Source organism: Pseudobutyrivibrio ruminis AD2017 (assembly GCF_000424305.1).
GTDB classification, from domain to species: Bacteria; Bacillota; Clostridia; order Lachnospirales; family Lachnospiraceae; genus Pseudobutyrivibrio; species Pseudobutyrivibrio ruminis_B.
Genome location: NZ_AUJQ01000005.1, coordinates 16,575 through 34,951 on the forward strand (window position 1 = coordinate 16,575; position 18,377 = coordinate 34,951).

General features: G+C 39.9%; 16 protein-coding genes. 13 read left to right on the plus strand and 3 right to left on the minus strand.

Going from position 1 to position 18,377, the window contains the following annotated elements; genetic code table 11:
- Nucleotides 1-8: 8 nt before the first annotated feature.
- The 4 genes from G611_RS0103600 (at nt 9) to glgD (ending at nt 4,411) form a co-directional block, all read left to right on the plus strand.
- Nucleotides 9-1,148 (plus strand): sugar-binding protein, encoded by a 1,140-nt coding sequence (locus G611_RS0103600; RefSeq protein WP_028242463.1) that lies wholly within the window; start codon nt 9-11, stop codon nt 1,146-1,148.
- A gap of 78 nt (nt 1,149-1,226) precedes the next feature.
- Nucleotides 1,227-2,027 carry a Cof-type HAD-IIB family hydrolase gene (locus tag G611_RS0103605; protein WP_028242464.1) on the plus strand — a complete coding sequence of 267 codons (801 nt, stop codon included), beginning with the start codon at nt 1,227-1,229 and terminating at the stop codon, nt 2,025-2,027.
- Nucleotides 2,028-2,149: 122 nt separating this feature from the next.
- Nucleotides 2,150-3,289 carry a glucose-1-phosphate adenylyltransferase gene (locus G611_RS0103610; RefSeq protein ID WP_028242465.1) on the plus strand — a complete coding sequence of 380 codons (1,140 nt, stop codon included), beginning with the start codon at nt 2,150-2,152 and terminating at the stop codon, nt 3,287-3,289.
- A gap of 3 nt (nt 3,290-3,292) precedes the next feature.
- Nucleotides 3,293-4,411: a glucose-1-phosphate adenylyltransferase subunit GlgD gene (glgD, locus tag G611_RS0103615; protein WP_028242466.1), complete on the plus strand. Its 1,119-nt coding sequence runs from the start codon at nt 3,293-3,295 to the stop codon at nt 4,409-4,411.
- Between the two features lie 73 nt (nt 4,412-4,484).
- On the opposite strand, the gene G611_RS0103620 is transcribed toward glgD, so the two are convergent.
- On the minus strand, nt 4,485-5,168 hold the full coding sequence (locus tag G611_RS0103620; protein ID WP_028242467.1) for an N-acetylmuramoyl-L-alanine amidase family protein: 684 nt from the start codon (nt 5,166-5,168) through the stop codon (nt 4,485-4,487).
- A gap of 226 nt (nt 5,169-5,394) precedes the next feature.
- Between G611_RS0103620 and G611_RS0103625 the strand changes: the two genes are divergently transcribed.
- The 3 genes from G611_RS0103625 to G611_RS0103635 are packed head-to-tail and all read left to right on the plus strand — an operon-like array spanning nt 5,395 to nt 7,530.
- Nucleotides 5,395-5,733, plus strand: coding sequence for a PadR family transcriptional regulator (locus G611_RS0103625; RefSeq protein ID WP_028242468.1), 339 nt, complete (start codon nt 5,395-5,397; stop codon nt 5,731-5,733).
- A 23-nt stretch (nt 5,734-5,756) separates the two neighbouring features.
- On the plus strand, nt 5,757-6,731 hold the full coding sequence (locus tag G611_RS0103630; RefSeq protein WP_028242469.1) for a permease prefix domain 1-containing protein: 975 nt from the start codon (nt 5,757-5,759) through the stop codon (nt 6,729-6,731).
- Nucleotides 6,732-6,735: 4 nt separating this feature from the next.
- A complete protein-coding gene (locus G611_RS0103635; protein WP_028242470.1) occupies nt 6,736-7,530 on the plus strand; it encodes a DUF4097 family beta strand repeat-containing protein in 795 nt (264 codons plus the stop codon).
- A gap of 75 nt (nt 7,531-7,605) precedes the next feature.
- On the opposite strand, the gene G611_RS0103640 is transcribed toward G611_RS0103635, so the two are convergent.
- Nucleotides 7,606-8,250 carry an orotate phosphoribosyltransferase gene (locus G611_RS0103640; RefSeq protein ID WP_028242471.1) on the minus strand — a complete coding sequence of 215 codons (645 nt, stop codon included), beginning with the start codon at nt 8,248-8,250 and terminating at the stop codon, nt 7,606-7,608.
- A 309-nt stretch (nt 8,251-8,559) separates the two neighbouring features.
- Between G611_RS0103640 and G611_RS0103645 the strand changes: the two genes are divergently transcribed.
- From G611_RS0103645 to G611_RS15895, 6 genes are all read left to right on the plus strand, one after another.
- Complete coding sequence (locus G611_RS0103645) at nt 8,560-8,781, plus strand: hypothetical protein (RefSeq protein ID WP_028242472.1); 222 nt, start codon at nt 8,560-8,562, stop codon at nt 8,779-8,781.
- A gap of 197 nt (nt 8,782-8,978) precedes the next feature.
- The gene (locus G611_RS0103650; RefSeq protein ID WP_028242473.1) at nt 8,979-9,647 is read left to right on the plus strand and encodes a response regulator transcription factor; all 669 of its coding nucleotides are present in this window, start codon (nt 8,979-8,981) and stop codon (nt 9,645-9,647) included.
- Between the two features lie 243 nt (nt 9,648-9,890).
- On the plus strand, nt 9,891-13,787 hold the full coding sequence (locus tag G611_RS15140) for a starch-binding protein (protein ID WP_051195043.1): 3,897 nt from the start codon (nt 9,891-9,893) through the stop codon (nt 13,785-13,787).
- 578 nt (nt 13,788-14,365) lie between these two features.
- Nucleotides 14,366-15,025 carry an HAD family hydrolase gene (locus G611_RS0103660; protein WP_051195044.1) on the plus strand — a complete coding sequence of 220 codons (660 nt, stop codon included), beginning with the start codon at nt 14,366-14,368 and terminating at the stop codon, nt 15,023-15,025.
- Nucleotides 15,026-15,175: 150 nt separating this feature from the next.
- The gene (locus tag G611_RS0103665) at nt 15,176-16,270 is read left to right on the plus strand and encodes an FIST N-terminal domain-containing protein (RefSeq protein ID WP_028242475.1); all 1,095 of its coding nucleotides are present in this window, start codon (nt 15,176-15,178) and stop codon (nt 16,268-16,270) included.
- Between the two features lie 17 nt (nt 16,271-16,287).
- Nucleotides 16,288-17,247, plus strand: a complete 960-nt coding sequence (locus G611_RS15895; RefSeq protein WP_028242476.1) for a methyl-accepting chemotaxis protein — start codon at nt 16,288-16,290, stop codon at nt 17,245-17,247.
- A 35-nt stretch (nt 17,248-17,282) separates the two neighbouring features.
- Here G611_RS15895 and G611_RS0103675 read toward each other — a convergent pair whose 3' ends face one another.
- Complete coding sequence (locus tag G611_RS0103675) at nt 17,283-18,365, minus strand: PTS transporter subunit IIC (RefSeq protein WP_036948046.1); 1,083 nt, start codon at nt 18,363-18,365, stop codon at nt 17,283-17,285.
- Nucleotides 18,366-18,377 lie beyond the last annotated feature (12 nt).

Sequence of the window (18,377 nt, forward strand, 5' to 3'; positions counted from 1 at the left end):
TGTATTTTATGAAAAGGAGAACACTTTTATCTATGGCAATGGTAGCAACAATGGCGCTTGCTACATTCACCGGATGTGGGGGAAGTAGAGAGGGGGCTGCATCAGATACAGCAACCGAGACTACAGAAACAGCTGAAACAACAGAGGCTACAGCAGAGGAGTCTTTCCCAGGCTTTGATGATGGAGCAACAATCGGTGTTTCTCTTCCATGGCTTGGTACTCAGAACTGGAAAGAGGCTGAGGAAATGTTTACAGCTCAGCTTGAGGAGGCAGGCTATAAGCCAATCGTTCAGGCGGCAGATCAGAAGGTTACTCAGCAGCAGCAGCAGATTGAGTCTATGATTGAAAACGGCGCAAAGGTTATCGTTGTAGGACCTGTTGATGGTTCACAGCTTGGTGCAGTACTTGAGCAGGCTAAGGAAGCTGGCGTATACGTAATCGGCTATGATCGTCTTCTTGAAAACACATCAGGTGTTGATGGTGTAGTACAATTTGGTTCTGTTAAGACTGGTGAGCTTCAGGCTCAGGCTCTTTTACAGGGTCTTGAGGAGAAGAAGGGTGAGCCTCCATACAACATCGAACTTTTCGGTGGTGGCCCTGCTGATCCTAACGCTCCAAACTTCTTCACAGGTGCTATGTCAGTATTACAGCCAAAGATTGATGACGGAACACTTGTAGTTGTTTCTGGTCAGACAGATTTCACACAGTGTGCAACTGTTGATTGGGACAATGCTAAGGCACAGTCAAGAATGGATTCACTTCTTGCAGGTAACTACTCAGACAAGGAAATCGATGGTGTTCTTTCACCTAACGATGGTATCGCTCGTGCAATCATCACATCTTGCGAGAACGCTGGCCAGGATATTCCTGTAGTATCTGGTCTTGATGCTGAGAACGAGTCAGTTGAGTGGGTATGGTCAGGTCGTCAGTATTCTACAGTTGCAAAGCCAACTCAGGATCTTGTAGCTAAGACAATCGAAATCATCGATTCTCTTAAGGCTGGCAATGGTATGCCTGCAACAGATGTAGAAGTAGACAACGGTGTTAAGAATGTTCGTGTATACGAATTACCACCTGTAGTTGTTACAAAAGACAACGCAAAGGAAGTATTTGCTAACGACCCTTCAAGATTAGAGCTTTTGAAATAATATATTTTAGGTTATCATTTATGGGCAGGATTTCTATAGTCCTGCCCTTTATCTTTTACGGCAGAAAATGGAGATGGCATGAATTACAAAATAGTATTTAGTGATATTGATGGAACACTTTTAAACAGCAAACACAGGATGTCGGAAAACACTGAAAATGCTATTAAGCATTTGAAGCGTCATGGCATTCCTTTTGTCATAGTGACGGCAAGAGGACCATCTGGAGTTTATCCTATTTTTCGAAGATATAATTTTGTGGCTCCTATCATTTGCTACAGTGGCGCACTGATTTTGGGTGAGGATGGGAAAATTATTTTTTCGAAAGGTATCAGCAAATCTACTGTTTCAAGCCTGATAAAGGTTATCACGGAAGAGGGCTGGGATTGCACTTGGAATGTGTATACCATGAATGATTGGATTGTAAATGACAAATCTGATGAAAGAGTCATCAATGAGGAAAATATCGTTGAGGTTCAGTCTACAAAAGGCACCGTGGATGATATTCCAAATGGTATGGAAATTGGTAAGTTCCTTTGTATGTGCAACCCGGAGGAGATTGATGAAATCGAAGCAGTGCTGAAGAAAAAGTATCCATCACTTTCCATTGTTAAATCATCAGATATTCTTCTTGAGGTGATGGAGAGGGGCGTAAATAAAGGCATGGCAGTAGAGTTATTCTGTAATCGATTAGAAATTGATAAAAAGGATGCAGTTGCCTTTGGAGACCATTATAACGATGCTGAGATGTTAAAAACTGTTGGAATACCATTTCTTATGGAAAATGCACCAGAAGATATGAAAGCGGATTTTAACATGACTTCAAGCAATGATGAAGAAGGTGTTTTTCGAGCGTTAAAAAAGATAGGGTTACTAGATTAATTCAGCACTGGTGGTAAATATACACAACAAATATATAATTTTCGTTGATACTTTTGTGCAAAACTATTAGAATAATAAGTAAGAGAAAGTAATGTTATATTCTGATGAGGGAGGAATAATATATGGCTCAGACCAGTATGCTTGCTATGATTTTGGCAGGTGGCCGTGGCAGTCGTCTACATGACTTGACCAATAAAGTGGCTAAGCCTGCAGTTTCTTACGGCGGAAAATACCGCATCATTGATTTTCCACTTAGTAATTGCGCCAATTCAGGCGTAGATATTGTAGGTGTTCTTACACAGTACGAGTCTGTTCTTTTGAACAGCTATGTTGCTGCTGGAGGTAGATGGGGACTTGATACAAAGGACAGTGGCGTATTCGTATTAACACCTCGTGAGAAGGCAGATTCAGGACTGGATGTTTATAGAGGAACAGCTGATGCTATTTCCCAAAACATCGATTTTGTAGATGCCTATGACCCAGAGTATATTTTGATTCTTTCTGGTGATCACATTTACAAAATGAATTACGACAAAATGCTGACCTATCATAAGGAGCAGGGAGCCGATGCGACAATTGCTGTTCGTGGTGTGCCTATGAAGGAGGCAAGCAGATTCGGTATTATGAATACTGATGGAAATGGCCGTATTATTGAGTTTGAAGAAAAACCTGCAAAGCCAAAGAGCAATTTGGCATCAATGGGAATTTATATATTTACATGGAAGACACTTAGAAAGCTTCTTGTAGATGATATGAAAAATCCAGATTCTGACCACGATTTTGGTAAGGATATAATTCCTACTATGCTTGATGGTGGCAAGAAGCTTTGCGCTTATGAGTTCTCTGGCTATTGGAAGGATGTAGGAACCATAGATTCCCTTTGGGAAGCTAATATGGATCTTTTGGACAGTGATAATGAGCTGGATCTTGATGACACATCATGGAAGATTTACACAGAGGATACAGGAATAACACCACAGTATATTGCAAGCACTGCAAAGATTGATGGCGCATATATTAATCAGGGTGCAGCAGTAGGTGGAACGGTACAACGTTCTGTTATATTTACCAATTGCAAAATTGCTCCGGGAGCAAAGGTTATCGATTCTGTTTTGATGCCAGGTGCAATTGTTGAAGAGGGGGCAGTTGTTACACGAGCTCTTGTGGCGGAAAATGTTCGTATCGGAAAGAATGCCAAGGTAGGAGAAAAGAAGAGTGAAGAAATCCTTCTTGTTGCAAAAAATGTAAAGGGGGAGGATTAAGCTATGGCAAATAAAGCATTTGGTGTAATCAATTCGGCACCTAATTATATTAGAGTTGAAGGCCTTCACGATTATCGTCCTATAGGCGCCTTCACATTTATTGGTAGATTTCGCGTTATCGATTTTCCACTTTCTAATATGAGTAACAGTGGTATAAATCGTATACACGTATATTTGAATAGTAGACCACGCTCACTTGTAGAGCATATTGGTTCAGGTCGTCATTACAATATCAATTCAAAACGTGGCAATCTGCAACTGCTTTTCACACAACAAAATGGAGCAAATTCCATTTATAATACTGACATTACAGCGTATATGGAAAACCTGGAGCAGATTGAACGTATGCCTCAGGATTATGTGATAGTAGCACCAAGCTATATGGTCTACAAGCAAAATTATCAGCAGCTTTTGGATGATCACGTGGCTGCAGGAAATGACATTACACTTCTTTATCACAAGGTTGATCAGGCCAAGGAATATTATAGAGGCTGCAATGTGGTGGAGCTAAACAAGCAAAAGGGTGTTGAAAGCCTTGCAAGAAATATGGGCACAGCCAAAGAAAAAAATATAAGCATGGATACCTATGTTATGAAAAAGGATTTATTCATTGCTTTGATTAAGAAGGCTAAGAGAGAATCCAGTGCCTATTCATTTGCAGATATCGTATCATTATCCTGCGATACTTTGGACATTCGTGGCTATCAGCATAAGGGATTTTTTGCAGCAATTACCAGTCTGGATGATTTCTATAGAGCAAATATGGAGCTTTTGGATTATGGTACTGCAATGGATTTCTTTAAGCAGGACTGGCCATTCTACACAAAGACTACAGATGCCTGCCCTACACATTATCATCCAGGTGGAAAGGTTACAAATTCCATGGTATGTAATGCCGCTTCAATAGAAGGTATAGTTGAAAATTCAATCATCGGCCGCCACGTTCATATAGGAAAGGGAGCGATAGTAAAGAATTCGATTATTCTTTCTTATGCAGACATCTCCGATGGAACCTATATCGAAAATGCGGTAATTGATAAGTGGGTGAAGGTGAAGAATGTGAAGAAGATTGTATCTGACTCCGTAACCCCAGCCTACATCAAGCGAAATGATGTACTGTAAATAAAAAATACCCATAGGATTATGATGAATGATATGTACTCAAAATCCTATGGGTTAATTTTATTTTTGTGATTTATTTTTGTGAGAAATAACTTTCGATTCCATCAGCGATGCCTTTTGCTAATACAGTATCGTTGTCATCATCTGCATCCTCATCGGCTATTTCAATCTTTGTTGTAGGAATTCCACACCAGTTTATTACAGCTTCATCATCAGATTCTACAACCTTGCTTTTTTCGATTTTTGCATTCTGTGTTACAGAACCAAGGATTGCATCGGAGAGAAGGCGTCCGTTTTTATAATTTCCGTAGTTGTATGGATTATCTTCTGACTGACATACAACATTTAATCCGTCCTTTTCCCTTCCTGAAATCACAACCATAATATCCGCATCAGAAGTATTGGCAATCATTGCCCTTTCGCTGTTGCTAATATCTACATTGTTTTTATCTCTTGTAAGTATAACTGTATAGCCTCGGTCTGCAAGGATTACCCCTACCTTTTGGGCTATCTGCAGGTTGGAAGCATAGTCTGTTTCCTCTGAAACCTCAGGAACCGTTTTAAATGCCCCAGGGCCGATAGGCTCTTTTCTATTGTTGGCCTTTTCCTGCCCACTTGGATCTATTACTATCACCTTTGAAGCGTTGTCGTTTTTTTCTGCTTGTTTAGCCTGAACGGTGATGTTAGGACTTATCATAGCAAACAGGAGTATTAATACAATGCTTTTACTCAGGTTCTTGATTATGTTGTTTTTCATTTGTAAATCACACTCCCTTCTATGTTATTTTGATAATTATATTATCGGATAATTGTGTGAAAAAAGAATGTAGTTTCAGATAAAATTACGATAAAAAATGATTTTTTTTAATATAAGTGTTGACTTCCTACGACAGTCGTAGTATATTTACTTCATCAGATGAAGTACTACGACAGACATAGTATGACAGACATAGTACGACAGACAATGTAAATAAGGAGGAAATATGGGTGAGATTAGTAGTGATGTAATCCGCGGCTACAACGACACCATGATTCTTAGCATTCTTCGAAAGGAACCTTCATATGGATATGAGATTTCAAAGGAAATCAAAACTATCACCGATGGGAAATATGTAATAAAGGAAACCACACTTTATTCAGCCTTTACCAGAATGGAAAAGAACGGATACATTGAATCATTCGTAGCCAGTCAGGATTTAGAGGGAAACGGTAAAAAGCGTACCTATTATCGCATTACAGATGCCGGAAGGGATTTTTACAAAGACAAATGCGCTGAATGGGAGCTAACCAAAGATGTAGTTGAAAAATTTATTACTAAATAGCTTTTAGCAAAGAGGAGAAAACTATGGAAACAATTAAGAATTATCTGGATGCAATGTTTGCAAATATGCCAAACACTCCTGAGGTTAAGAAGGCAAAGGCTGAGCTTCTTACAATGATGGAGGATAAATACAACGAACTTATTGCAGAAGGTGAGACAGAGAACAGTGCAGTAGGAACAGTCATTTCTGAGTTTGGTAATTTAGATGAGATTGCTGATGATTTAGGTCTTACAAAGGAAGTGGAAGAAACTAAAGAAAGAGTTAGCGAAAAGCCACGTCGTTTCGTAAGCATGGATGAAGTTAAAAACTATCTGAACGAAGAACGCAAAAGTGGATTACTTATAGGAATTGGCGTAATGCTTTGCATAATGTGCGTGATACCACCTATTTTAGCAAATGGAATTCCTGGAATGCTTTTAAGCCACTCGGCTGAAAGCATCAGTGTCATTGGAATGTTCTCTATGCTTGCAATAGCAATTGCCTTATTCGTTTTCACAGGTATTAACAGCAACGATTGGAAATTCCTTAAGAAGGAGCTTTGTCAGGTGGATATGGCTACAGCTCAGATGGTAAAGGATAGAAAGCGTAGCTACAAATCAACACATGCTTTGCTTATGACTATCGGCGTAGTTTTATGTGTTCTTTGCTGGTTACCATGTGCCATCATCGAAATTGATTTTGTTGCAGCCTTCATTTTCCTTTTTGTTGGAATCGGCGTATTTCTATTTATATATAGCAGCTCAGTTATGGGCAGCTTCGATACAATCCTTAAGCTTAACGATGAAAAGACCATCAGCGGCAGCTATGGCAAGGAGGATGATATCGTGTATGTAAACAAAACAGCTACAATAATAATGGAAGTTTATTGGACTACAGTTACATGCATCTACCTTATGGTAAGCTTTGTGACATTTGACTGGGGAAGAACCTGGATTATATGGATTATAGGCGCTATTATTCATCATATTCTTAAGATTGCACTTGCAAAGGAGGATTAGAGCTATGGAAAATAAAAACTGGGGAAAGAAATACATGCTGGTCCTTTGGACAATCACTCTTGTGGTTATCGTATGTGGCCTGGCATATAATCTGGGTGGATTTGGTTTTCATTATCTATCTGCAACCAATGTAGGAGAATACGAGGATTTTGATTATTCTGGTGAAGAGTTTTCATCCATCGAAGTAAATGTTGATGCGGCAGACCTGGATATTAGATATGGCGATACATATATGGTATCAACTAACATTCCTAAGAAGTATCAGCCTGTTATTAATGTAAAAGATGGTAAATTGGAAATTCAGCAGAAGAAATTGAATCATTCAATTAATTCCTTCAAATCATTAAAAGAAGAATGTAGTATAGAAATTACCATTCCAACAGGAACCAAGCTTGAAGATGTTGATATCGTAGTTGATGCTGGTGATATTGATATCGAAACAATTAAGGGCAAGAGCATTTCTATTTCTGCAGATGCAGGTGATATTGATTTGAAAAATGTTGAGTTTGAATCAACAACTGTGGATGCAGATGCAGGTGATATTGAAACTAAGGATAGCAAGCTAGGTAAGCTTAAAATCGAAGCAGATCTAGGTGATATTGATGCAGACAAAACTGATTTCGATTATGGCAAAATAACTGCTGATATGGGAGATATTTCTATTGATGGTGCTTTCAACAGATTGGAAGCATGCTGTGACCTTGGAAGTATCAATATCACAACCCCTAACCCAGATTATGACAACATGGACTTAGACGTTTCATTAGGTTCTATTTCCGTTAACGGAAAGAAATGGTAAGTAAAATCAAATACGAAAAATAAAAACTAGTCGTAGGCTTGAGAGCGTAACGGCTAGTTTTCTTGTTTATATTGGTTATCTTAATTCCGAATATCCGAAGGAATTTACAATGGCATCAATTGGTGTACCCGCTTTGCACAAAGGACATTCATGTAATGGGTATGACTGGTAGTTTGGAATGTCATCCTCGTGGAAAACTGCTGTAATTGGAATGCCATCTATTTCTCTGACAGCAGAGAAGATTGCGCAAGCTCCACTTATCTTGGCACCATAATATCTTACACATTCTGCAAGACTTTCAACAGTACGACCAGTACTTAATGAACCAAATAGAAGAAGCACATTCTTGTCTCTTACAGTAAGCTGCATGTTGTCGCGGAAAATATTCTGGCCGCTGGATGCAAGCTCTGGAGCAGTTACATAAATAGTTTTGTGCTGATTGTAATTGGCAACACCAGCTTTTGTAAGCTCCTGTGCTAAAAATGTGCCTACAACCTCCATTCCATCTGCACATACAATTGTGTCTACAGGCGTCTGAACTGAATAGTGCATTGCAAGCAACTGCGCTACGCCTTGAGCTTCATTACATCTGGTTTTCATTGTGCCGATTTCCATATAGTTTGTGATATGGGAATGATTTGTTGCAAAATGGCCAGGGATGATTTTTAAAGCGACGTCAGAATTCAGCGGTGCAGGAATTTTAGTATAGTCTTTTAACATGATAAACCCCTTTCTTGATTAGTCATCTTAAAATAGATTCCTATTTTTATATTCCTATTTTAGTAGAAAATAGTCAAAAATAATACTACAAAATAAAAATAAAACCATAATAAACAGAAAATTCACAGAATAGTCACTAAAGTCGCTTTATTTTATTGATTTACCTGTGATAAGTTTTATGATGGTAGTGGATGGTTTCCAGATTTAAATGAATATGATGCTACTACAAGAGGCTGGTATCAAAATGGTGATGGACAAACAGCGATTGTTCTTGGACCACCATCTTTAGATTTAACAACAGTTGCTGATATGATTGATAAGATTGGTAGTGTAGATGAAATTGCAACATCTATGGCTGCTATTTCTCAACAGCAATCAGCTAGCACAGAAGAGGTTAGTGCTACAGCGGCTAGCCTTGCCGAGGGCGCAGAGCAGGTTGCTGAAAACTCTCGTGGTGTTGATAACAGTGCTACAGTTGTATCTGAATCTTCTGTTAAGATTGAAGATTTGATTAATATCTTCCAAGTTTAATTACATAGATTTTACATAAGCCATGTATTCTTCCGTAAAAGGTATAGATTCTTGTTTTTCATCAGAAAAACATGAATCGTAAATACCATGAAAATAGATTTATCTATTTTCATGTCCTGCAAAGCAGGATTCTTGCTGACAATTTCATTGTTGAGTCAGCAAGAAGTTATGTTAATATTATTAAAAAGGAGGAATACATGGCTTTAATTTATGTAATTGAAGATGATGCAAGCATCAGAGAAATAGAAGAATATGCATTGAAGAATGCGGGCTTTGAAGTAAAAGCCTTCGAAAAGGCAACACCATTTTTTGATAAGCTTGAAGAAATCTTGCCTGATTTGATTATATTAGACGTGATGCTTCCTGATGAAAATGGAATTGATATAGTAAAACAGCTACGAAACAGCAGTTTTACAAGAGACATCCCTGTCATAATGGTGACTGCAAAAACAAGCGAACTTGATTTAGTTAAGGGGCTTGAAAACGGGGCAGATGATTACGTGAAAAAGCCTTTTTCAGTAATGGAGCTTATATCACGAGTTAAGGCATTACTTCGAAGAACCTTAGATGATGATGTGAAAAAGCTGGAATTAGATGGTCTTGTTATTGATAAAGAACGTCACGAGGTAAAGATTGATGATAATCTGATCGAGCTCACCTTCAAGGAATATGAGCTATTGTATTACCTGACAATCAATAAAGGTATCGTTCTTAGACGTGACCAGATAATGGAGCGAATCTGGGGCATAGATTACGAAGGTGAATCCAGAACATTGGATATGCATATCAAAACGTTGCGTCATAAGCTAGGAGAATTTGGTGGAAGAATCCGTACAGTAAGAAATGTGGGGTACGTGATTGAATAAGAAAAAAATAATATATTATTGCTTTTGATTAGAAACTGTTGCGCAGGGTTGCGCACTGGATAAATCGCGAACATTCAAAATATGACAAAATAATGCTAGAGTTTTTTATTGACTCTAGCATTATTTTTGCTTATATTTGAATTGTTGGTATGTAAAATATCAATAAATATGCTGTGCGCAACTAATTGCGCATTATTAATTTCAACCAGGCTTCTGTACCTGGGAAATGGGAGGTTAAATTAAATGAAGAAAATGGGAGAGTGGGCGAAGCGCGTAGCTTCGGTCGGACTTAGTCTCGCATTACTCTTAGGTTCAACCAACCTAGGATTGGCAGCGGCTAATGTCAAAGATTTAAACACAGTTCATGCGGCTTCTGCAGTCAGCAGAGAGTCAATCCATGATGGAACAATCTTACATGCTTTTGCATGGAACTTTAACACAATTAAAGAGAACATTCCTGATATTGCAGCAGCAGGCTACACAGCTGTTCAGACATCACCTATCAATGAGTGCTTGTCTACAGAACCAGGCCTTACATTGTTTAGCGACACAGGAAAATGGTATTACCACTATCAGCCTACAGACTGGGTAATCGGCAACTATCAGCTTGGAACCAGAGATGAATTCAAGGCTATGTGTGATGAGGCTGAAAAGTATGGCATCGGTATTATCGTTGATATCGACCCTAACCATACAACACCTGTATTTGACGAGATTAGTGATGGATTGCTTAACGCTGTTGGCGGTAAGGATAATCTTTATCACATCAACGGTGCTGATACATCAAGAGCTATGAATTATTCAGACCGTGTATCAACAACCTACGACCCAATGGGTGGTCTTCCAGATGTTGATACAGAAAGTGATGCTTTCCAGAAGTATTTCTACGAGTTCTTACAGGACTGTATAGCTTGTGGTGCTGATGGATTCAGAATCGATACTGCAAAGCATATTGCACTTCCAGATGACGGTGTTCCAGCAGAATATGCAGGACAGGAGGATAGAAATGATTTCTATCCAAACATGAAGAGCTACATAGATGAGTATGCATCTAAGGATTATGCAGATTTGTTTGTGTACGGCGAGGTACTCCAGGGTGATACAGCCCGCCTTGCAGCCTACCAAGATATGCTTGGCGGCACAACAGCCAGCGACTACGGTTCAGCTCTTAGAACTGCAATTTCAAGCGGTAACGTTGCAACAAAGAAGCTTGAAGGCTACAAGATTTCTGATGATGTAAAGGGTGATGTAACCTATACAGCAGATCCTAACAAGCTGGTTACCTGGGTAGAATCTCACGACAATTACATCAATGACAAATCTTATAATTCAGTAGATGACACAGATGTTATCCTTGCATGGTCTATCATCGCTGCAAGAAAGGATGGTACACCATTATTCTTCAGCAGACCAATGGGAAGCTCTAAGGACAACCCATGGGGCGAGAATGTTCTTGGTGCAGCAGGTAGTGACATCTACAAGGATCCACAGGTTGTTGCAGTAAACAAATTCAGAACTGCAATGGCAGGAGAATCAGAGAACCTTGTTAACCCAGCAGGGGACAACTCAGTTCTTATGATTGAAAGAGGAACAAAGGGCGTTGTTATTGTAAATGCATCAGATGCACAGTTTAACCTTGAGGAGAAAACAAATCTTGCAGATGGCAATTATCTTGATTCTGTAGAGGGTCGTGATGGATTATTTATCGTATCAGATGGAGTTATAACTGGTAAGGTGCCAGCTCAGTCAGTGGTTGTTTTGGACAAGCAGGCTGAGGGAGACTATTCCACGCTATCCTTCTTCAACTCAAGAGAATGGGACAATGTCAGCGCTATTTGCGATGGTGTTAATTATCCTTGCGATAATACTGGCGATGGTTGGTGGAAGGTTACAATCCCACAAGCAAGCTTCAAAATAACATTTACAGACGGAAATGAAACATCAAATGAATTTAGCATCACACCAGAAACAGGAAAATATGTTACTGGCGAAAACGGAAAAATCTATTCCTCTAAGAAGGAAGCAGAGGACGATTTAGGAGTAATCACAAAATCGGTTTACTTCTTCAACACAAAGGAATGGAAGACAGTATATGCCTACGCCTGGTATGAGGATGGCAAGCAGGTATATGGCGGCTGGCCAGGACTTGCAGCTAAAAACGAAGGCGGCTACTGGTACAGAGCAGACGTAAAGATGATGACAGACAAGTCATTTAGCATCATCTTCAACAACGGTAACGGCACACAGACAGAAAATATCGACATGAGCGATATGTCTAAGAACTACATCGCATTAAGCGAGGAGCAGCCAGGTGGAAACCTTAAGGTAGAAAGATTTGCATCAAAGGACGAGGCATCAGAGGCACTTGGTATTTACGGTGACAAGACTACAGTTTATTTCTACAACACACGTGGCTGGGAAAAGGTTGGTGTGTACACATGGGGTGCAGCAGACCTTGGAGAATGGCCTGGAAAAGAAGCTGAAAACATTGGTAACAACTGGTGGAAATTAACCATCGACAGTGCACCAGGTTCAGACTTCAATATCATCTTCAATGATTTTGGCGGTGGCTCTCAGACAGGAAATCTTTTAGTAGATAGCATCTCAAAGGTTTATTTCTGGGGCAACAACAAATACTCATCTAAGGCAGAGGCAGAAAAGGCTGCCTACGACTTTGAGCATTCAGAGGGTGAGACTATTGAAGAAAAAGACGGAAACACATTAGTTTATTTCTATGATGAAAATGCATGGTCTGATGTGTATGTATATGCATGGGGCGGTAACTATAACAACTGCATCGGCGATTGGCCTGGAACAAAGATGACACGCCTTGGTGGCGGCTGGTATGCAGCAAACGTACCTAACGAAGCGATTGACAACACTGATTTACATTTAATCTTTAATGATGGTAACGGCACACAGCTTCCTGACAATGTAATGGAAGGCAGAAGCAAGCTTTTCTTCACATCTGGTACAACAGCTGGTTTTGACTCAAAGAGTGCTGTAGAGGAATATCTTGGAAAGGAAAAGCCTTCGCAGCCAGAAGAACCAACAGAGCCAGAGGCGAAGCCTATTGATGAAGAGCCTGCAGTAGCTGACGGATACACAAGACTTTACACAAAGGTTGATGCAACTAATACAGATGATGTGTACATGTACGCATGGCTTAAAAAGGATGATGGCACATCAGGTGGCGAACCATTTGAGGGATGGCCAGGTAAGAAGATGATGCATATCGGAAACGGCTGGCATGCAATCGATATCGAAAACAAGTATCTTACAGGATATGTTGATGCAGAGGTTGAGGATATCGTTAAGGATAATGCTGATGTTGATGCTATCGTTGAGGACAATGCGGCTGGTTCAGAGGAAGTAGTTACAGAAGAGTTAGTTACAGACGAGTTAGTCACAGACGAAGCTGTTGAGGATGAGGCAGCCAGCGCTGAGGAAACAGATGTTATTTCAGTTATCACTAATGTAATTGATGTTCTTACAAGTGCATTCAAGCCAATAACAGCTAGTGCTAAGGAAACAGTAAGAATCCCAGTAGAGATTCAGTATATTGTTCATAATAACAATGGTCAGCAGAATGAAGCACCTGTAGTTACAACAGTTCGCCCTAGCGATGAGGAGCTTGGCAAGGCAGTTGCACCAGCTCCAGCACCAGCACCAGCTCCAGCGCCTTCAGTAACACCTTCACAGCCTAGCGCTTCCGGCTCTACACCTTCAGCTAGCCCATCACAGAGTGGGGCTCAGAATGTTGTGACTCCAAAGACAGAAGTAGCTGTAGTAGAACCACAGGTACCACTTGCAGGCGCAGTAAAATCTGCAGATGCAACTATAAAGAAGGTTGCTAAATCTACAAAGAAGGTTGCAGCAGAGGATAAAGAGGAGACTGTAGAAGATACTACTGAAGATACAGCAGAGACAACTGAGGAAGCTGCTGACGATGAGACAACAGAAGAGCAGACAACTGAGGAAACAGCTTCTGAGGATGAGGCTCCTGCAGAAATCGCAGAAGAGGAAGCACCAAAGGCTGCCGAGAATTCTGCATTCCCAGTAGCACCAGTTGCAGTAGTGGTTGTTGTAATCGTTGCAGCAGTAGGCGCAAGATTATTTATTAAGCGTAAACGTTTCTAACTATAATAGATTTAACCCGAAAAGATCACTTTCGCTATCGGTATTAGGTAGCGAAGGTGGTCTTTTTAGTTTTAAATGGCCTTGTTAAGTTTTATTTAGCGGTTTTGAAATTACACTTAACTGTAAATGGCCAGATTGTTAAGTGAATCTAGGAAAAAATGATTTTCACTTAAAATTGGATAATCGTGTTAAGTGGCATAAAGATTTTTTAGAAAAAACTTAACTTTATACTTCTAAATTTTTAATGACTTAAGTGAAATATGAATTTGCAGAAAAAAACTTATACTATCGTAAAGAGTAGTTAAGTGAATATTTGTAAAACTAAAATAAACTTAAATTAACCTAAAAATATTTAATGAAAATTAAGTTTATTTATTTTTTTCTCATATTCACTTAACAGCATCTTACGATTTTAAGTGAAAATAATAAATTCCCATTTTAAACTTAACTACCAATTCACCACATCATAAATAATGTGAATTTAGTCCTCATATTATGCTTAAAACAACCGAGTCACTTGTCTGAGACAGCTGTAAATGATAAAGTCATAACGTAAATACTAAAAGAGGATGCGAAATATGGAAAAGAAAAACATAAAAGCAGTGCTATTTGACATGGATGGCACGCTTACAGATACAGAAAAATTCTATCAGAAGGCCTGGCCTGAGACTTTGGCTCACTTCGGCTACGAAATGACTCCTGAAAAGCCCTTAGAGCTTCGCTCCCTCGGCCGCCCATTTGCTGTGGAAAAGTTTAAGGAATGGTACGGCGAAGATTTTGATTATTGGGCAGTCAGAGAGTATCGCAAGGCGATGGTAGAGGAAATCCTTAAGGAAACTGGGATTCCCCTTAAGCCAGGTGCTAAAGAAACATTGAAATGGCTTAGAGACCATGATGTTTTCATTTCTCTTGTTACAGCTAACGATAGAGAACGTGCCAACAGATATCTTAAAAAGATAGGTCTATTTGAATATTTTAATGCAGTTGTTTGTGCTGATATGGTTGAAAAGGGCAAGCCTGCACCAGACATCTACGCCTACGCCTGTGAGACTCTTGGAATAGCTCCAGATGAAACCTACGCAGTAGAAGATTCTCCAAATGGCTGTATGAGTGCCTACGGCGCCGGCTGTAATGTAATTATGATTCCTGATTTAACCGAGCCAGATGAGGAGCTCAAAAAGATATTATATGCAAGACTGGATTGCTTGATGGATATCTGCAAACTGTTTGAAGAATAGGAATTATAGTGAATTGTTAACATAAAGTATGTTGATTTCTTCTCAAAATCTGATAATTTGATGAATTATATGTGAAATATCTTCTTTTGACCTAAAAATGTGATAAATTTCAATATATATGAAACTGTTTATAGTTGGGAAGGAGTCAGCATGCAAATATCAATAGGAACTTCAATGAAAGCTGATTGCGCTCAGGCAGTAGCAGAAGCAATCGCTAAAGTAAATAACCCAAATCTATTAGTCTTATTATGCGCTTACGAACATCTAAAGGAAGCATCTGAAATTATTTCAGAAAAGTTCAAGGGCGTTCCACTTATTGGCACCAGCACAACTTCATATTACGAATCGGAATCATCAGATAGAAGAATGCTTGTAATGTGCTTTGGAAGTGATGTTGCTGCAGAGGTTGGCATCATTCGTAATCTTTCAACTGCACCAATTGCTGACATTGCTTCTATGGAAGAAAAGGTTTCCAAAATTCAGGCTGGTGACAGCAATACAATCTGCTTGGAATTTTGTACAAATGATGAGGAGCGTTTGGTAACAACCATGAACGTAGCATTAGAGCGTGCAAGAATTCCTGTTGTTGGTGGAACTATTTTTGGTTACCCAGCAGGAGCTACAGGCTATGCAATGCTTGATGGTGTTCTTTATCCAGACGCATGTTGTTATGCTCTTATCAAAAATAAATCCGGAAAGATTAGAACATATTCAGAGAATATCTTTGGACCAATGGAATGCGGTAGGACACATATTGCAACTAAGGTTAATCTTGCAAATAAGGAGCTAATTTCATTGGATGGAAGACCTGCAGCTGATGTTTATTGTGAAGATGCAGGTGTTAGCCGTTCAGAGCTTGTTGATAACGTCTTAGTCAGCCCACTTGGTCGTGTAATTGGTGATGAAATCTTCATCAGTAGCCCTTATGCCATTGGTAACAATGGTTCGCTTATCAGCTACAAGAAGATTAATGAGAATGACACTATTGAGATTCTTGAGCTTAAGGATTACGAGGCTATCGGCGATGAAACCAGACGTCAGATTCGAGACGAAAACGGAAAGATTTCTTTCATATTCTCTGTAAATTGTATTTATAGACATTTGTTATTTAACCAGAGAAACTACATGACTGACTTCCTTACAGCCATGAAGAGCGTTGGTCCTCATGTAGGAATTGTTGGTGGTGGTGAGCAGTACAAGAAACAGCATGTAAATCAGACAATGGTTTGCGCCGTTTTTGAATAGAATTGCAGGAGGTCAGTATGGGACTTTTTAGTAGAAAGAAAAAAGAGGAAGAGGTTGTTGAGGTTAAGAATACGCCTGAGAAGATGGTGGATATTAAATCTCGCATGAAAGCTATTAAGGAGGTTGGTCGATTCTCCATCGAACAGAAGGATAAGCTTCAGGAAGAGGAGGCCAATACTATTAATGGTATCGAAACTATCAGAGAATCCTTTGCAGTTGTTGAGGATAAATACGGATCAATCTCTGAGTCGGTAGCAAATTTCCAAAATGAGTTTAAGACCATCGAGGAAATTACACAGGCCTTTGATGAAATTGTTAAAAAGCTGGTTCAGACCGCTGACGATTCTCATAACGGAATGGAAAACGTTGACCGAAGCTCTAGTGCAGTTTCAGATACTATTGCAGAGGTTGAAAAGGTTTTCGAAGCCTTCCAGGCAAGCTTTGATGAAATCAGAGATAAGGTTGAACAGATTGGTGGCTTCGCAAAGCAGACTAACCTTCTTGCATTAAATGCATCTATCGAGGCTGCTCGTGCTGGTGAGGCAGGTCGAGGCTTCGCGGTTGTTGCTGACGAAGTAACAAATCTTTCAACAGAGATTCAGAGCGTTGTAACATCTATTTTTGAAAGCATGCAGGCTTTGGATGAAAACAATAATCGTCTGGTTGAATCCGTTGACCATACCAAGGAAGCTATCGAGGCTTCTCACGAAAAGGTTGTTGAGACACAGGAGGTTGTAGGCCAGATTAAGACTGTTGCTGATGAGGTTACTGATCAGAGCGTTCAGATGGGTGAGGTATTTAGAAACTGTGAGAGCTCTATCAACAGCATTTCTGATAATATTGAGGATTCCCGTGGATACTTCGATAATGTAACAAATGATATTGAGGATATTAAGGTTAAGATTACCAAGAAGGGATTCATGTTTGAGGATATGAACAACGTACTTGAACAGATTGATCCATTAACAAATCTCTAAAAAATAGGCTTCCCCCAATAAGGGGGAAGCTGTTTTTATTCTAGGCGTATATCGCCATCTTTTACCCAACCAAGCTTTACAGCCACCATATTGAATAGTGGGCATAGCACTGCTGGAAGTACGAAGCAAATAAGGATAAGTCCCAGCCAATCCATTGCAGTGATTGCTGATTTTGTGCCGGCTGCAATATCATTTACCCAGCCAGTGTAAACACCAATCTGACCAACAAGTCCGCAGGTACCCATGCCTGATGAAACAGCAGCGCCGTTCATTTCCATCTTAAATATGCAGGTGGCAATAGGACCTGTTATTGCAGAACAAAGGATAGGAGAAATCCAGATTCGAGGATTCTTGATAATGTTTGGCATTTGAAGCATTGAAGTTCCAATGCCCTGTGAAACTAGTCCGCCCCATTTATTTTCCTTAAAGCTCATCACGGCAAATCCTACCATCTGTGCGCAACAGCCTGCTACAGCAGCGCCACCGGCAAGCCCGGTAAGTGAAAGGGCTGCGCAAATTGCGGCAGAAGAAATAGGAAGAGTAAGAGCGATTCCTACGATAACTGAAACAAGGATACCCATGATAAATGGCTGCTTTGTTGTAGCCCACATGATAAGTGTTCCTACAGAGCTTGCAGCTTTTCCAAGTGCTGGAGCCCACCAAGCGGAAAGGGCAATACCAACGCCGATTGTAACAAGTGGAGTAACAAGAATATCAATCTTTGTCTCCTTAGAAACAGCTTTGCCAACTTCTGCAGAAATGATTGCTACAAAAAGAACGGCAAGAGGGCCACCTGCGCCGCCAAGTGCATTAGACGCAAAGCCTACAGTGATAAGTGAAAACAGTACAAGTGGTGGGGCCTGAAGAGCATAGCCGATGGCAACTGCCATGGCTGGGCCACTCATTGCAGTAGCAAGACCTCCAACTGTGTAATCAACACCTGCTACAGTAGCTACAGGTACTGTCAAAAATCCAATTCCAAATTGAGTTCCTATTGTATTAATGATTGTTCCAATAAGAAGTGAGCAGAATAATCCTTGCGCCATGGCGCCAAGGGCATCAATGAGATAACGCTTCACTGAAATTTCGATGTTTTTTTTCTTTAAAAATTCTTTCATACATCTTCTCCT

Coding starts and splice junctions, on each gene's coding strand:
- G611_RS0103600 (WP_028242463.1), top strand. CDS start 9: ATGAAAAGGAGAACACTTTTATCTATGGCAATGGTAGCAACAATGGCG.
- G611_RS0103605 (WP_028242464.1), top strand. CDS start 1,227: ATGAATTACAAAATAGTATTTAGTGATATTGATGGAACACTTTTAAAC.
- G611_RS0103610 (WP_028242465.1), top strand. CDS start 2,150: ATGGCTCAGACCAGTATGCTTGCTATGATTTTGGCAGGTGGCCGTGGC.
- glgD (WP_028242466.1), top strand. CDS start 3,293: ATGGCAAATAAAGCATTTGGTGTAATCAATTCGGCACCTAATTATATT.
- G611_RS0103620 (WP_028242467.1), bottom strand. CDS start 5,168: ATGAAAAACAACATAATCAAGAACCTGAGTAAAAGCATTGTATTAATA.
- G611_RS0103625 (WP_028242468.1), top strand. CDS start 5,395: ATGGGTGAGATTAGTAGTGATGTAATCCGCGGCTACAACGACACCATG.
- G611_RS0103630 (WP_028242469.1), top strand. CDS start 5,757: ATGGAAACAATTAAGAATTATCTGGATGCAATGTTTGCAAATATGCCA.
- G611_RS0103635 (WP_028242470.1), top strand. CDS start 6,736: ATGGAAAATAAAAACTGGGGAAAGAAATACATGCTGGTCCTTTGGACA.
- G611_RS0103640 (WP_028242471.1), bottom strand. CDS start 8,250: ATGTTAAAAGACTATACTAAAATTCCTGCACCGCTGAATTCTGACGTC.
- G611_RS0103645 (WP_028242472.1), top strand. CDS start 8,560: ATGATTGATAAGATTGGTAGTGTAGATGAAATTGCAACATCTATGGCT.
- G611_RS0103650 (WP_028242473.1), top strand. CDS start 8,979: ATGGCTTTAATTTATGTAATTGAAGATGATGCAAGCATCAGAGAAATA.
- G611_RS15140 (WP_051195043.1), top strand. CDS start 9,891: ATGAAGAAAATGGGAGAGTGGGCGAAGCGCGTAGCTTCGGTCGGACTT.
- G611_RS0103660 (WP_051195044.1), top strand. CDS start 14,366: ATGGAAAAGAAAAACATAAAAGCAGTGCTATTTGACATGGATGGCACG.
- G611_RS0103665 (WP_028242475.1), top strand. CDS start 15,176: ATGCAAATATCAATAGGAACTTCAATGAAAGCTGATTGCGCTCAGGCA.
- G611_RS15895 (WP_028242476.1), top strand. CDS start 16,288: ATGGGACTTTTTAGTAGAAAGAAAAAAGAGGAAGAGGTTGTTGAGGTT.
- G611_RS0103675 (WP_036948046.1), bottom strand. CDS start 18,365: ATGAAAGAATTTTTAAAGAAAAAAAACATCGAAATTTCAGTGAAGCGT.